Raw genomic sequence first — 13,914 nt, 5'->3', positions numbered from 1 at the left:
CATGCGGTTGACGATTATCGGTTCTTCAGGAAGCCTCGCTGGTCCGCAGTCTCCGGCATCGAGTTATTTGTTGACGCCGGACGATGGGTCGGATCCTGTCATCATGGATCTGGGGCCCGGGGCGATGGGGGTTCTCCCGCAGGTCACCGACCCTGGTCGAGCGCATATCGTCTTTACCCACCTGCATGCTGACCACTGCCTAGACTTTCCGTCGCTGCTGGTGTGGCGTCGGTTCCATCCCCAATTAGCAGCGAAGTCCAAACATACCTTCGTCGGCCCGGATTTCTCTGCTAAGCATTTGGGCTTAGCCAGTGCCGACGCACCAGGTGACGTGGACGATTTCTCCGATAGCTTCGTCATCCATAGTTGGCGCGAGGGTGTTGTTCAGTCGGTGGGGGCTTTTGATTTCACGCCGGTGCGCGTCATTCACCCGACGGAGACGTACGCGCTGCGGGCGGTTGAGCGGGGAACCGGCCACACCTTGGTGTTTTCTGCGGACACCGCCTACTGCGATCAGCTGGTGGACTTGGCCAAGGGTGCGCACACGCTCTTGTGTGAGGCGTCATGGGGAGTGTCGTCGGAGAATGCTGCACCTGACATGCATATGAGTGGCCCGGAGGCGGCCAAGACGGCAACGCGAGCTGGTGTGGAGCGGTTGATTTTGACTCACATCCCTCCATGGATTGATGCGTTGGCCACTGTTGGCGCTGCTCAGGACCATTTTTCGGGTGAGATCGATGTAGCGACCCCCAAGAAGACGTACGAGTTTTAGCGGTCGTGTCCGGGGCGACCGGTAGGGTGGGGACCATGAGTGATTTTGTACGCGCTGATGGCCGTGCCCTTGATGAAATGCGTCCTGTCCGTATTGTTCGTGGCTTTACGACGAATCCCGCTGGGTCTGTCTTAGTGGAATTCGGGAACACACGTGTGATGTGTACTGCCTCGGTGGAGGACCGTGTGCCTCGTTTTAAAAAGGACAGCGGTGAAGGGTGGTTAACGGCCGAGTATTCGATGCTTCCCTCGGCGACGGCGGAGCGGATGCCGCGCGAGTCAATGCGGGGGAAGGTTAAGGGGCGGACGCATGAGATTTCCCGTCTGGTGGGGCGTTCGCTTCGAGCTGCTATTGACCTGAAGGCGTTGGGTGAAAACACCATTGCGTTGGATTGCGATGTCCTCCAGGCAGATGGTGGTACGCGTACTGCCTCTATTACCGGTGCCTATGTTGCTCTTGCCGATGCGTTGACATACCTGGAAGCGGAGGGCCTGGTGTCTCAGAATGCCTTGCTTCCTCCTGTTGCTGCAGTGTCCGTCGGTCTTATCGACGGGCATGTGTGCCTGGACCTGCCGTATGAAGAGGATTCTCGCGCGGAGGTCGACATGAACGTCGTGATGACGGAATCGGGCGAGTTCGTGGAGATCCAGGGTACGGGTGAACACAGCACATTTTCTCGTGAGCAGTTGATGCAGTTTATGGATGCGGCGGAAAAGGGATGTTCAGAGCTGATTCGTGCTCAGAAGGAAGCTCTGTCGAAGCCGTATCCGAAACGTTTGCCGAACCGGAAGAACGCTTAACGAAGAACGCGTAACAGAGGATGGGTGCTTGCTAAAGGACGAGTGCTTAACCCAGGACGAGGAGGAAATGTGCAGGTCCTTGTTGCCAGTCGGAATGCTAAGAAACTGAGGGAGCTCCAAAGGGTTCTGGATATGCGGCATGTTGCTGGGATTGAGTTGCTCAGCTTGAAAGATGTCGTTGAGTATCCTGAGGCCCCAGAGACCGGCCGGACGTTCGGTGATAATGCCCTGTTGAAGGCTAGAGAAGCTGCCAAGCACACTAATTTGGTATCGATTGCCGACGATTCCGGCTTGGCTATCGACGAGCTCAATGGCATGCCCGGGGTGCTCTCGGCTCGGTGGTCAGGTAAGCATGGCGATGATGATGCCAACACGAACCTGGTTTTGGGACAGATGAATGATGTCCCCGATGAACGACGTGGGGCTGCGTTCGTTTCGGTATGCGCCTTAGTTATTCCGGAGAGCCTGATGCCTCGGGCGAAGGCGGCAGGCCTGACGGTTCCTTCGCTACAAAAGTTCAGTGAGGGTGTTTCTCTCTCGGCTCCTGCTGAACCTGGCGAATTCGTTGTTCGCGGCCAGTGGCGGGGCCGTATTATTCGCGAGCCTCGGGGCACTAATGGCTTCGGTTACGATCCGATTTTTGTTCCCGAGGAGGAAGACACCCGCGCCCAGATTCAACATTCCCCGAGGGATGCGGGTGATGAGGATGGCGAAGGTGTTAATCAGTCAGATCACTCGGGGAAGAACCGACGCCCGCGTGTTGCGCCGCGAACCTCTGCCGAACTATCTGCTGAAGAGAAGGATGCCCAATCACACCGAGGGCGCGCCTTGGCCCAGCTGGTGCCGATTTTGCGATCAATAGGGGATATGTAGGCGCTGGCGGTGCTACGAGAGGTTGAATGCCTTCTGGACTTCGTGCCGACGACGTGCCTCCACCACGAAGGAGAGGAAGGGGATGGTTCCCGCTAAGCATGTGGTGAGCCATTTGATGGGCTTCCACCGCGCTTTCGTTCCGAGGTCCAGCGTCATGATGAGGTATACCATGAAGAAAAAACCGTGGGCCATGCCGATATACATGAACCAGTCGGGGGGATTATCAAGAATCAGGTGGTCGAAAACCATCTCCACGCAGAGGAGAAGTAGCCACACACCTGTGACGTAGGCGGCCACTGAGTAGCGTTTAAGTGCGGAAGCGACTCGCGCCTGCCGAGCGGGATTGATCCGCGGTGTGTCGCGTCGCCGTTGATTGGGTGCGCGATTCGCGTCGGATGGATGTGTATCGGCTTGGCGTGCATCGTTATTGGGCGCACCAGTCGACTGTGCGTCATTCACAGGGGTGTTGTTAGTCATAGTGGAATTCCTGCGTGCCTACGTTTAATGAGTTTTTCTGGGGTTCTCCGGGGTTTGCTCAGGCTGGGGGCGGGATCGCTGAGGCAAGAAGTCCTCAGGTATCTCCCGCATAGGAGCATCGTTCTCGCGGGAGGGTGTGTCCGTCGCTCCTTTGCGCGATGACTCTTTACGGCGAGAACGTGAGGTTTCACGCCTCGCGCCGGGTTCGGCATTACCTTCCGCGAGTTCACGTTCGTACTGAAGATACTTACGATACGCGATAATGAAAAAGGCTCCAATTGCCGGCCATTGCAAAACATAGCCAAGATTCTGCGCGGTACCCGAGTCCGACGTGTACCGGTCCCATTGCCAGTGGGCTAGGAATAAGGTTGCGGCCACTGCTGCGATGAGAAAAATGATTTGAACAATGCGAACCCGAACGGACGGCATCGTGTGCTGAGGCTGCACCTCTTGCTGTCCTCCGTCTGCACTGGTCAGGGCATCGTCCCCGTGCACGCGGTCGGCTTTGTCCTCTGTACTCACGTGCCACAGTCTACCCGTTGCTGTGCCAGGGTGTGAGTGGTGTTTGTACTGGAGGTTTCCATTGGCTGGTGCTGTCAGCTATTATTACGTCGCGCATGTTCGGGTCATTTAGTCGGCCCGTATCTCCGAATTCTCAAACAGCTGGTGTGCCGTGTGGTGCTGTGGTTGATTGGTTCGGATGTTCATGTGTTTTGCGCTTGTGGCGGAATTGGCAGACGCGCTGGATTTAGGTTCCAGTGTCTTTTGACGTGGGGGTTCAAGTCCCCCCAAGCGCACGAAACCCCTCCCTGTTTGCGCAGGTGAGGGGTATTTTAGTTTTCAGAACGGGGTGTTCCAGGTCGTGAATCTCACGACGGCCGACGCACGCTCGACCGCGACCGCTACACCGATACGTCGGTGGTGTCCCACTCCAAGGTGTGTCCGTCGAGCAGCCAGTTGAGGGCCCATAGACGCTCAATGCCGCTGTTGGGGTCAAAGTTCGTGCCCCTGACCATTCCGCGCCGGGCGGCCGCCATGAGGCTCCGGTACGTCTGTTGTGCGTCGAGCAGTTCGTCGATATCGCGGACAGTCGGGGTCTCATCCATGTCCAAGGCAGTGGGGAATGCTTCTGCACCGTCGGTTGGTTCCCCGGTGAAAGCCGAGGGCAGTTCATACCTACCGAGTGCCCAGGTCAGTGCCCCGACGGCTTCACTTCGCCAGGACAGCTTTTCTGCAAGCCCCGGATCCGCGGTCTCGAAAAGCTTCTTCTCTTCTTTAGTTCGTGCGGCAAAGCCTTCCGGGGATGTTTCCTCCATAAGTGCGGGATCAATCGGATCGCCGCGTAGAACGGAATCCGCGTAATCCGCAACCATGCACAGGGCAATAGCGCGCAGCTGAATATCTTCCGCAGGTTTAATCGCGAGTTCTTCCGGAGCGCGCACAGGCGTGAACGTGTCGGGAATATCGACGCCGATATTGTCGCGAATCTGGTGCTGGATCGTAGTAAACCGCTTCTGCGCAGAATCAATGATGGGCGGGTGGCCTAAAGTCGTGACACTGGGCGTGGGAAGCAACGGTTGTCCGGCGGGGTCAATAAACATCCCGTCTTCCATGAGGAGCACGGCGTTGTTTTGAGCCGACCACTGCAAAAGCTGACGATAAGTAGACGGATCAGATGCATTGGCTTCGAAACTGTAATGCCATTGCGTCGACCGTAAGTGTTCCAGAAGATCTAAAGCTTCCTGAGGGAATTGTCCACTTCCCGCACTGACATTAAAACGAGAAAAAATGTATTCATAGAGCTCGTGAATGTGAGCGCTAAAAGTATTTAGCGCTTCATAATCGAGAGTGCTCGACTGCTTTTGATTTTCTGTGGCATCGCTCGAATCCTGCCCCTCTGATGTGGCCGAGGGGGATTCGGTGGTCTCCGAGCTTTCGAAGCTAGCCGGATAATCAGATGAAGAATTAGTGGGATTGATATGGGGCAAACCCTGGCTTTGTACAGGGCTAGATGCCACCCGTGGCTCACTGTATTCCGTGAGAGTGGAGTAGGCATTAATTTCCATTATCATAATCTCCGATTCGCGTTCTTCATCTATTAAGTGGATCCGTCACGTGTGCATATGTCACGCTAAGCACTCCAGAGTAGAGCGTTTCGCGGTTAGAATAAGCACATGAATACGGCCTCCGCCCAGAACTCTCATCCACAGCCCGGCAAATGTACCAGCGCCGATCCTCAGAAAGATCCGTTACAGGGTCATAAAATACATAAAGGTTCGGAACAATTACAGTCAGGTCACGATAACCCCAGTCAGGGTGCATCACGACGCGAGGTTCTCGTTTTTCGACATTTAGCGTTTGAGGACCTGGGAACTTGGGAAGAAACCTTCTCTCAACTGGGCTTTCGCGTTGCTTATGTCGACATGGGTGCCGATCCTCTTGATGAAAACCGGGTCATGAATGCAGCTTTACTGATTGTTCTTGGTGGCCCCATCGGTGTTCACGATAAAGAGCTGTACCCATTTCTTGCCGACGAAGAAAGCGCGATCAAGCGACGGATGTCGCAGGAGTCGCCGATCATCGGAATCTGCCTGGGCGCTCAACTAATGGCGCTAGCTGCGGGAGGCGCGGTTAACCCCGCGGGGAGTGGATTAGGCGGTTCACCCGGCGCCATGGAGATCGGGTTTTCGCCCCTCAACGTCACCGAGGATGGCGCTCAGTCGCCCATGAAAACGCTTGCGGGCGTCGACGTCCTCCACTGGCACGGCGATTGCTTTTCGACGCCTCCGGGCGCAGTAAACCTCGCCAATACGCCTGGATATCCCAATCAGGCCTTCGCCATTGGCACCTGGGCGCTGGGGCTCCAATTCCACCCGGAATTCGACTCGTCTTCCGTCGAAAAGTGGTTGATCAGGCACACGAGCGACCTGCGCGCTCATGGTGTTGACATTGTGTCTCTACGGAGCGACGCGGCTAACAAAGGACCAGCCCTGAGGAGCGCTTCGACGGTAATGATGACTAAATGGCTTCGCCGCGCCGGGCTCGTGGAGTAGTGGGGCTCGAGAGATAACGATACTCGTAGGATAAGGCACTTGGGACGGATACCGTCACAAACTATTTACCGCTCAGGCCGAGATCTTTGAGGATGCGCACAACATGGCCGGTAGCTCGGACGTTGTACTTGGCCAATTCAATGGTCTGATCCTCACCGACGACGAAGGTGGAGCGGATGACACCGTGGATAAGTTTGCCGTAATTCTTCTTCTCCCCGAACGCGCCCCATGCTTTCATAACTTCTTTGTCGGGATCCGAGAGCAAGGGGAAGGGAAGCTCGTACTTCTCCTTGAATTTCGTGAGCTTCTCTGGAGAATCGGGGGAAATACCGACGACGTCAATTCCCGCGTCGGCAAGCACAGACAGATTGTCGCGGAAATCGCATGCTTCCTTAGTGCATCCGGGTGTGTTCGCGCGGGGATAGAAGTAGACCAGCACTTTCTTGCCCGAATAATCCGACAGCGACACCTGCGTTTGCGCGTCTGAGGTCAACGAAAACTGCGGGGCAGGATCGCCTTTCTCTAGCCGACGGGGTGCCGACGAGTTCTGCTCGGCCGATGGCTGTGTATGTGACTTTGAACCACTCATAGCTTTTGAGGGTACCTGGAAGTGAATGCGCGGGGCCGATCCATCTCATGGGGGAGGGCGTGCACCCCGACTGGATGCAGCATGGGGGGCTTTTCTCGGAGGCTTCGTCTTGGTCTCGACGGGCGAACGAGCAGTTTTCTGTTTTGCGAAATTTCGGTGTCGGCGCACCCTGGTTAGTCGTGCATTGTGGTTGTCCATTACCGTAGAGTAAGAGCAGAAAAGTGCTATTTCGTGGGCTATGTAATGCCCGTGGGACTAGCATCCGTGACCGGATTAAGGAGACCCTGTGGCTCGCAGCATTGATGCAATCCAGAGTGATCTTGAACGTACTCGTAACCAATTAGCCAGCACCCTCGATGAGCTCGCAGATCGGGCCAACCCGAATGCGATTGCCGACGACGCCAAAGAGAAGGCAACGTCGCTTATTCAGGACCCGAAGGTTCAAAAGGTTCTCATCGGTATCGGCGTCGCCGTGGCTGGTGTGGTTCTGCTGACAATGCGGAGCAAGAGGAAGCAGTCCAAGGAGATTAAGGAAATCCAGAAGCTCCTGTCGGCTCACCGGAGCAATTAGCCCTTTTAGCAGATTCGCACTAACCGCACTTCTTCATGGAGTGCGGTTTTGTTATGAAGAGCAGCGAGATTCTTATTTAAGAGTGGCGTCGGAATGGCGGAAGTCCCCCCAACACCGAAGTACTGGAGGGACTAGTTGGGGTGACTGACGGGGCTCGAACCCGCGACACCCAGGATCACAACCTGGTGCTCTACCAGCTGAACTACAGTCACCATTGCTGCGACGCTGTTCTCGCAAGAACGCTGCGCAGCGCTGTAAATACTAGAACAGATGGTGGGCAATTCCCAAATCACGCCCTGAACTGCTAAATCGGGTACCGTCGAGAGGCCTCATCTGCGGCTGATGTGATTCGTTCGTCGGTCCCCTGATCATCTGTGATGAAGACTGCCCGGCGGTAGTAGTCCAGTTCTCTGATCGACTCTTTGATGTCGGCTAATGCTCTGTGGGCCAGTCCCTTCTTGGGCTGGTTCTGATACACCTTGGGGTACCAGCGGTGGGCGAGTTCTTTAATGGAGCTGACGTCAATCATGCGGTAGTGCAAAAACTCGTCCAGCTTCGGCATGTAAGCCGCAATGAACTTCCGGTCACTAGCGATGGAGTTACCGGCTAGCGGCGCTGTCCGTGGCGCGTTGACCCACTTCTTGACGTAATCGAGAACCTCGTTTTCTGCCTCACCCACGGAGACAGTGGACTTGCGGATTTCATCAGTGAGGCCGTTCTTGGTGTGCATCTGGGTAACAAAATCGTCCATCTTCGCCAGCTCGTCATCAGTGGCGTGAATGACAATATCGAGGCCCTCGTCAAGGATATTGAGGTTTGCGTCGGTAACGATGGCGGCGATTTCTACAAGGACGTGTGTGCTCGGATCAAGGCCGGTCATCTCGCAGTCGATCCATACAATGCGGTCCAGCTTCGAGTCCTCAGGTTTGTGTGCTGCTGGTTTGGTGGTGTTTGATTTGTTGGATTCTGTCATTATTGCTGCTCTCCTACGTGTACTGCTCGTCGTTAGTTGATGTGGTTTCTTCCCGGCTGTCAGTGTAGTTCGCCTCAGTGACAAAGTCCGCCCGATGATGTGGGCCGCGGTGACACGGCGACATAGCCTTTCCGTAAGCTGTGGATTATGCAGCGTCGCGGAATTATGTGGAGGGATATAGATCCCCGTGAGCTCGATATTCGCCTCATTGTGTGCGATATGGATGGCACCTTGTTGGATGGCGATTCGCGCCTTCCCGAGGAATTTTGGGAGGTTTATAGGCTGTTAACCGAGCACAATGTCACGTTTGTGCCAGCTAGTGGGCGTCAATTAGCGACGTTGACCACGATGTTTCAGCCGGCCGATAGTGGTGCGACAGGCGTGGACGACGTGGAAGACGTCGAAGGGTCCCACGGAGAGGTGTCTCTGCCGCGGACGAACGACTTCATCGCTGAAAACGGGAACCTTGTCATCCATTCGGGTGAGAGAGTGTGGCAGAGCGTTATTCCAGAAGCGATTGCCCACGAAGTTATCCATGCTGTCCGCCGGGGAGTAAATGACGGGCGAAACCTGGGTCTGGTCATGTGCGCTGCAGACGGTGCGTATGTCGACAGGGACGACGATGCTTTTCTGGCCGAAGCGCGTAAATACTACGCATCGTTAGACGTCGTCCCCGATGTCGCCGATGTTGAGGATGATTTCCTCAAATTCGCTATTTACGATTTCGACGATGCCGAGGCCGCGGTTGGAAGCATCTTTGGGTCGCTCGATGAACGTTATCGTCCGGTAGTGTCCGGGCAACATTGGATCGATGTTATGGATAGCAGCGTGAATAAGGGAGTGGCGCTGCGTCGGTTACAAGAGGCTCTGGGGGTTACTCGCGAGCAGACTGCAGTGTTTGGTGATTATCTCAATGATCGCGAAATGATTGCCGAGGGGCAGTACTCGTTCGCAATGGAGAATGCGCATCCCACGATCATGGAGGAAGCTAATTATTGGGCTCCGGCTAATACGGAGGCGGGGGTTGTTCAAGTCCTTCGTCATCTTTTCGACGGCACCTCTGGGGCGCACTAGTTCGCCCGTGGGTGAATGCGTCTCGTGGGTGGGCATGCCCTCCCCGTGAGGGCTGTGTCTGTGCACGGCGCTGTCCGAACGGCCTACGAATGCAATGATGGCCGGCAGCTAGGGGGCGTAGCTGTCGGCCATCTTTAGGGTGAAGGGCACTGGGTAATTACTGGACTACTGTCCCGTTCTTACCGCTTTCCACGATCTTGTCGTAAGGAATGTTCCAGTCGCCGAGTCCATCGGTGCCAGAAAGCTGTCCACCTTGCGTGTTCTTTACCTCGACGATGTCACCAATGGTGGTGTTCTCGAGGAACCACTTCGCGTTCTCGGGGCTGACGTTCAAGCAACCGTGGGAAACATTCGTATTTCCCTGTTGCGCGATCGACCACGGTGCCGAGTGGACGTAGATGCCGGAGAACGACATCTGGGTCGCGTAGTTCACCGTGCTGCGGTATCCGCCGGCCGCGGTGGTCGGCAGACCGAACGTCGAGGAGTCCATGATCATGGAGGGGTTGTGGTCTCCCAAGAAGTACACGCCGTTCGGAGTGGGGTAGGAAGCCGACCCCATGGAGATGGGCATCGTCTTCACGACTTCGCCGTTCTTCTTGACAACCATTTCTTTGGTGTTGTCGTCGGCAGTGGCAATAATCTGATCACCGATCGTGAAGCTGGAGCTGACATCGTCGTTGACATAGGAGCCTTCCCCGAGGTCTTTACCGTAGAGCTTGGTTTTGACGGTGACCTTTGTGCCTGGCTGCCAGTAATCCTTGGGGCGCCAACGCAGGAGACGTTCGTTTACCCAATAGAAGGACCCGTCGACGTGGGGTTCTGTGGTGACTTCAACGTTGTCTTCGATCTTCTTCTTGTTGGTGACGTAGTCGCCGAAGTCGATACTCAAGGGCTGTCCAACGCCGACCTTCATGCCATCACCAGGGGTGACGGTTGGCGACATTGGATAGGTTGGAGACACCGTCGTGAACGTCGAATTAAGCTTCTTGTCTTTGGCCGTGGCGGTCAAGGTATAGGTCTTGCCGTAGCCGAGGTCCTCGTCAGTTTTCCACGACTTTCCGTCGTTTTCTGATTGACCTTTAACTTCTGTCCCATCCGAAGAGGTGAGTGAGACGTCAGATAGCTTACTGCCAGCCTTAACGGTGACGGGATCAATGACCGAAACATCGGTATCGCCGTCGGAGACACTGGCAACAGGCTTGGCGTCCTCTTTCATCTCAGAGGTTTTCGCTCTGTTGGACGTACTTCCGCTTTCAACCTTTTGGAGTGTGCAGCCCGATACTCCCATCACTCCGGTGACCACCAAAGCGGAAATGATCATGCGTGCGTGCTTGCTACGCATGAACCTACGTTGTGGCATTTTCCACCCTTACACATTCGTCATTCGCTGCGTGTGTGCAGCCGTTCATACACGATATATCAGCGAGGGGTCCTCGCGTTACACCTTCTGGATCACTCGCCTTCAGTGATGTGTCCATAAAGTTGATTCTTATCGTACTAGAGAACTTTAAGCGACGTTGTGAAGGATCGGGGTGTTTGCGCGGTAACAACTTGGGAACAATCCTTGAACGACTCCATAACGCTTTGTGTGGAATTCAATGTGGTTGCTCAAACACTCTGGGTGGGGCTCATGATTGATCGGTCTGTTGAGTTTCCCACGAGCGAGACGGGCTACATAGCCGGTATGAATTTTGTTGCCGACGATTGTTCGGTGTCGTTTTATATCCTAGTGAGCTGGACATTTGTTGGTTTCGAGAGAGGTTGCTATAGTTTTTTCTCGTTGCAACACCGCGGATTTACCCGGTTCTTGTATTGCAACAATGCGATGTTTATCACCAAGGTGATCGTTGTTTTCTGCGCCATTAGCTCAACTGGCAGAGCAGCTGACTCTTAATCAGCGGGTTCGGGGTTCGAGTCCCTGATGGCGCACTAAAGCCCCAGCTAGAACAGCGTTTAAGCCTCTAACTGGGGATTCTTTATAGCCAAAAGTCTCCAAAAAATATCCGGGTTATAGGGTTATACGACATGCACAGGATTGCACCGATTGATTAAACAATCGGTGCGAAACCTATTGTCAGTGGGTACCGGAAACCCACAAAGGCCTTCATTCAGGCGGGTGCTTAGAACCCGGTCGCTACGGTTATTTCTGCCCGGACCTGCTCGAGCTTTGCCTGAGCTTTAGTCTGTACTGCCATGATTTCAGTTGCGGTCGCGTCCGCATCGACGGGTAAGACTACCTCGAGATAACACTTGAGCTTGGGCTCAGTCCCGGAAGGCCGACAGATGACGCGTGTGTTGTCCTCCGTGAGGAACAGGACACCATCTGTTCCCGGTAAACCGTGGTAACCGTTCGCGAGGTCCGCGGATTCCGTGATGGGCGATCCCGCAAATTCAGCCGGCGGGGTTGTCCTTAGCTTGGACATGCCATCGACGATTCGTTGGCGGTTCTCAACCCGGAACGCGGCCTGAGTTGTGGCGTAGACGCCGTTGTCGCGAGCAATCTCTGTGAGACGATCGTCTACCGTTTTGCCTTCTCGATGGAGAGAATCGACGAGGTAAGCGACGGTAACGGCTGCCGACACCCCATCTTTGTCCCTGACAATATTCGGATAGGTGCAGTAGCCAATCGCTTCTTCGTAACCGAACGCCAAGTCCGGGGTACGCCCGATCCATTTGAAGCCCGTCAAGGTAGGGCCGTAATTGAGGCCGTATTTTCTTGCAATAGCTCCCAGTAGCCGAGACGAGACGATGGAGTTGGCAAAGACTGAATCCGACGTCTCAGCGGTAGTATCCCCTGAGGCTGCGTCTGCATCCGAGCCTGAACTCTGGTGAACCGGACGCAACTTTGTACGTGCGACGAAATCACCGAGCAGACCACCGATTTGGTCACCAGTCAGTTGGCGATATGTCGGTTCCGTCGATGGTCCATCGCTCCCAGTGGCGTCGCTGGTCTTTGTAGGAATGGCGACGGAGCACCGATCAGCGTCGGGGTCCAGAGCTATCACGACGTCAGCATGGCTACGTTGAGCGTTGCTGAGAGCGAGATCCAGGGCTCCCTTCTCTTCCGGATTGGGGAATGAGACGGTGGGGAAGTCCGGATCTGGTTCGGCTTGTTCCTTGACGAGGGTGATATTGGTGAACCCTGCTTTGTTGAGCGCTTTTGTGGCGGTTTCGGCCCCAACGCCATGCATTGCAGTGAGGGTGATGGAAATATCACTGTGGAACGAACTGTGGGATTCGTTGGATGTGGGGGAGTCATCGCCCTTGCTGGCGGTTTCCGCCGTGCGGAATGGTTCGGTTTCTGTCTCGATAGCTTCGAGGTAGGCTTCTCGTACTTCCTCGCCAAGGAAGGTAATGCCTTCTGACGAACGCGGGATATCCTTCGCCAGGCCCGTTTGTGCGATTGCGTTAGCAATATTGCTGTCGTCTGGGGGAACGATTTGTACACCGTTGCCCCACTGATCGGTCATGCGTCCACCTAGATAGACCTTGTATCCATTATCCCGCGGTGGATTGTGAGAAGCGGTGACCATAATGCCGGCATCAGCCTTCAAATGCCGAACCGCGAACGCGAGTAACGGGGTAGGAAAATGGCTCGGTAAACGTAGCGCATGGCCCCCTGCAGCATTAATAACCTCAGCCGCATCGGTAGCGAATTCTGCCGAACCGTGGCGAGCATCATGGCCAATAACGACGACGGGCGCGGATCCGATGGATTCGGTTAAATACGATACGAGTCCTGCAGTGGCTTTGATGACGACGGACCGGTTCATCCGTGATTCCCCGGCGCCGATTTCTCCACGTAAACCAGCAGTTCCGAATTGCAGTGGTCCAGAGAAGCGTGCGGCTAATTCGTCGATGTTCCGTGTTTTGATGAGCTCACGGATCGTTTCAGCGTCTGTGGAATCAACATCGTTGTCAGCCCATTTTTCCGCGCGGGCGAGGATATCGTCACGTGTAGAGTCGTCACTTTCAGAGGAGTCTGCGAGGCCATCCAGAACGGCTCGTGTTCCAGAAAGCCCTAGGCGGTTTGCCCCCGCAGCAATCATCTCCAGTGCTTTTTCTGCTGTTCGAATTCCGCCAGACGCCTTAACTCCCATGTCAGGCCCGACGGTCTCGCGCATGAGGCGAATGGCGTGAGCGCTCGCACCACCACTCGGGTGGAAACCCGTCGACGTCTTGACGAAATCCGCGCCTGCATTTTTCGCAGCGTTACATGCGGCAACAATAGCGTCGTCGGAAAGAAGAGCAGTTTCTAGGATGACTTTAAGAACAGTGGGCGAGGGAACGGCATCCCGAACCGCACGAATGTCCTTTTCGACGGTGGCCCAGTCGCCTTCGGCTGCTGCCGCCAGGTTGATGACCATGTCGATTTCATCTGCGCCATTGTTAACTGCCAGGCGGGCTTCTTCGGCTTTGATCTCACTGGCGTGGGCTCCGGAAGGAAAGCCACAAACCGCTGCCACATGGAGTTCGTCGGGAACGGTGATGGGAAGCATCGACGGGGAGACACAGATGGAATACGTCTCGAGTTCAATAGCCTCGTGGATAAGCTCGTCGACGTTGTGATGCGTTGATTCAGGTTTGAGAAGAGTGTGGTCGACGATGGAGGCGACCTCGTCGCGCGAGGGTGTGTTCGTACCAGATGAAAGACTGTCTGGCGTAGTAGGCACAGTTTCTCCTAAGAATTGAACAAAAGTTGTTCAATGCCGTTTGCGGGCACTGAACAACG

Annotated in this window: 13 protein-coding genes and 3 tRNA genes; 8 read left to right on the top strand and 8 right to left on the bottom strand. The window is 55.2% G+C overall.

All coding sequences use genetic code 11. The annotated features are described in order from the left end of the window. Window position 1 precedes the first annotated feature (1 nt). The 3 genes from CKROP_RS06960 to CKROP_RS06950 all read left to right on the top strand — a co-directional run bounded on the left by CKROP_RS06960 (window position 2) and on the right by CKROP_RS06950 (window position 2,445). Window positions 2-772 carry an MBL fold metallo-hydrolase gene (locus CKROP_RS06960; RefSeq protein WP_012732028.1) on the top strand — a complete coding sequence of 257 codons (771 nt, stop codon included), beginning with the start codon at window positions 2-4 and terminating at the stop codon, window positions 770-772. A 35-nt stretch (window positions 773-807) separates the two neighbouring features. Further along, window positions 808-1,572, top strand: a complete 765-nt coding sequence (rph, locus tag CKROP_RS06955) for a ribonuclease PH (protein ID WP_012732027.1) — start codon at window positions 808-810, stop codon at window positions 1,570-1,572. A 69-nt stretch (window positions 1,573-1,641) separates the two neighbouring features. Beyond that, complete coding sequence (locus tag CKROP_RS06950) at window positions 1,642-2,445, top strand: non-canonical purine NTP pyrophosphatase (RefSeq protein WP_041628866.1); 804 nt, start codon at window positions 1,642-1,644, stop codon at window positions 2,443-2,445. Between the two features lie 12 nt (window positions 2,446-2,457). On the opposite strand, the gene CKROP_RS06945 is transcribed toward CKROP_RS06950, so the two are convergent. After that, window positions 2,458-2,793 (bottom strand): DUF3817 domain-containing protein, encoded by a 336-nt coding sequence (locus CKROP_RS06945; RefSeq protein ID WP_041629460.1) that lies wholly within the window; start codon window positions 2,791-2,793, stop codon window positions 2,458-2,460. A gap of 153 nt (window positions 2,794-2,946) precedes the next feature. Next, the gene (locus CKROP_RS06940) at window positions 2,947-3,444 is read right to left on the bottom strand and encodes a hypothetical protein (RefSeq protein WP_012732024.1); all 498 of its coding nucleotides are present in this window, start codon (window positions 3,442-3,444) and stop codon (window positions 2,947-2,949) included. Between the two features lie 193 nt (window positions 3,445-3,637). Between CKROP_RS06940 and CKROP_RS06935 the strand changes: the two genes are divergently transcribed. Beyond that, window positions 3,638-3,719: transfer RNA gene (locus tag CKROP_RS06935), tRNA-Leu, on the top strand. A gap of 105 nt (window positions 3,720-3,824) precedes the next feature. Here the strand turns inward: CKROP_RS06935 and CKROP_RS06930 are convergent. Further along, complete coding sequence (locus CKROP_RS06930) at window positions 3,825-4,988, bottom strand: DUF4272 domain-containing protein (RefSeq protein WP_012732023.1); 1,164 nt, start codon at window positions 4,986-4,988, stop codon at window positions 3,825-3,827. Window positions 4,989-5,096: 108 nt separating this feature from the next. On the opposite strand from CKROP_RS06930, the gene CKROP_RS06925 reads away from it, so the two are divergent. Then, window positions 5,097-5,975 (top strand): glutamine amidotransferase, encoded by an 879-nt coding sequence (locus CKROP_RS06925; RefSeq protein WP_012732022.1) that lies wholly within the window; start codon window positions 5,097-5,099, stop codon window positions 5,973-5,975. A 61-nt stretch (window positions 5,976-6,036) separates the two neighbouring features. Here the strand turns inward: CKROP_RS06925 and bcp are convergent, their stop codons facing one another. Continuing rightward, a complete protein-coding gene (gene bcp, locus CKROP_RS06920; protein ID WP_012732021.1) occupies window positions 6,037-6,564 on the bottom strand; it encodes a thioredoxin-dependent thiol peroxidase in 528 nt (175 codons plus the stop codon). A 286-nt stretch (window positions 6,565-6,850) separates the two neighbouring features. On the opposite strand from bcp, the gene CKROP_RS06915 reads away from it, so the two are divergent. Further along, window positions 6,851-7,135: a DUF3618 domain-containing protein gene (locus tag CKROP_RS06915; protein ID WP_012732020.1), complete on the top strand. Its 285-nt coding sequence runs from the start codon at window positions 6,851-6,853 to the stop codon at window positions 7,133-7,135. A 136-nt stretch (window positions 7,136-7,271) separates the two neighbouring features. Here the strand turns inward: CKROP_RS06915 and CKROP_RS06910 are convergent. Continuing rightward, window positions 7,272-7,347 (bottom strand) — tRNA-His (locus tag CKROP_RS06910). Between the two features lie 92 nt (window positions 7,348-7,439). Next, window positions 7,440-8,108, bottom strand: coding sequence for an oligoribonuclease (orn, locus tag CKROP_RS06905; protein ID WP_012732019.1), 669 nt, complete (start codon window positions 8,106-8,108; stop codon window positions 7,440-7,442). Between the two features lie 147 nt (window positions 8,109-8,255). On the opposite strand from orn, the gene CKROP_RS06900 reads away from it, so the two are divergent. Further along, entirely contained in the window at window positions 8,256-9,182 is a 927-nt protein-coding gene (locus tag CKROP_RS06900; protein WP_012732018.1) for a Cof-type HAD-IIB family hydrolase, read from the top strand. A gap of 157 nt (window positions 9,183-9,339) precedes the next feature. Here the strand turns inward: CKROP_RS06900 and CKROP_RS06895 are convergent, their stop codons facing one another. Then, complete coding sequence (locus CKROP_RS06895; protein WP_012732017.1) at window positions 9,340-10,542, bottom strand: L,D-transpeptidase; 1,203 nt, start codon at window positions 10,540-10,542, stop codon at window positions 9,340-9,342. 496 nt (window positions 10,543-11,038) lie between these two features. On the opposite strand from CKROP_RS06895, the gene CKROP_RS06890 reads away from it, so the two are divergent. After that, window positions 11,039-11,111, top strand: a tRNA-Lys gene (locus CKROP_RS06890). Between the two features lie 191 nt (window positions 11,112-11,302). On the opposite strand, the gene deoC is transcribed toward CKROP_RS06890, so the two are convergent. After that, window positions 11,303-13,855, bottom strand: coding sequence for a deoxyribose-phosphate aldolase (gene deoC, locus CKROP_RS06885; RefSeq protein ID WP_012732016.1), 2,553 nt, complete (start codon window positions 13,853-13,855; stop codon window positions 11,303-11,305). Window positions 13,856-13,914: the final 59 nt, after the last annotated feature.

Source organism: Corynebacterium kroppenstedtii DSM 44385 (assembly GCF_000023145.1).
Lineage (GTDB): Bacteria > Actinomycetota > Actinomycetes > Mycobacteriales > Mycobacteriaceae > Corynebacterium > Corynebacterium kroppenstedtii.
Note: the sequence above shows the minus strand (reverse complement) of the source record. Positions and strands in the feature narration are given on the sequence as shown.

Coding starts and splice junctions, on each gene's coding strand:
- CKROP_RS06930 (WP_012732023.1), bottom strand. CDS start 4,988: ATGGAAATTAATGCCTACTCCACTCTCACGGAATACAGTGAGCCACGG.
- CKROP_RS06925 (WP_012732022.1), top strand. CDS start 5,097: ATGAATACGGCCTCCGCCCAGAACTCTCATCCACAGCCCGGCAAATGT.
- CKROP_RS06900 (WP_012732018.1), top strand. CDS start 8,256: ATGCAGCGTCGCGGAATTATGTGGAGGGATATAGATCCCCGTGAGCTC.
- bcp (WP_012732021.1), bottom strand. CDS start 6,564: ATGAGTGGTTCAAAGTCACATACACAGCCATCGGCCGAGCAGAACTCG.
- orn (WP_012732019.1), bottom strand. CDS start 8,108: ATGACAGAATCCAACAAATCAAACACCACCAAACCAGCAGCACACAAA.
- CKROP_RS06895 (WP_012732017.1), bottom strand. CDS start 10,542: ATGCCACAACGTAGGTTCATGCGTAGCAAGCACGCACGCATGATCATT.
- CKROP_RS06960 (WP_012732028.1), top strand. CDS start 2: ATGCGGTTGACGATTATCGGTTCTTCAGGAAGCCTCGCTGGTCCGCAG.
- rph (WP_012732027.1), top strand. CDS start 808: ATGAGTGATTTTGTACGCGCTGATGGCCGTGCCCTTGATGAAATGCGT.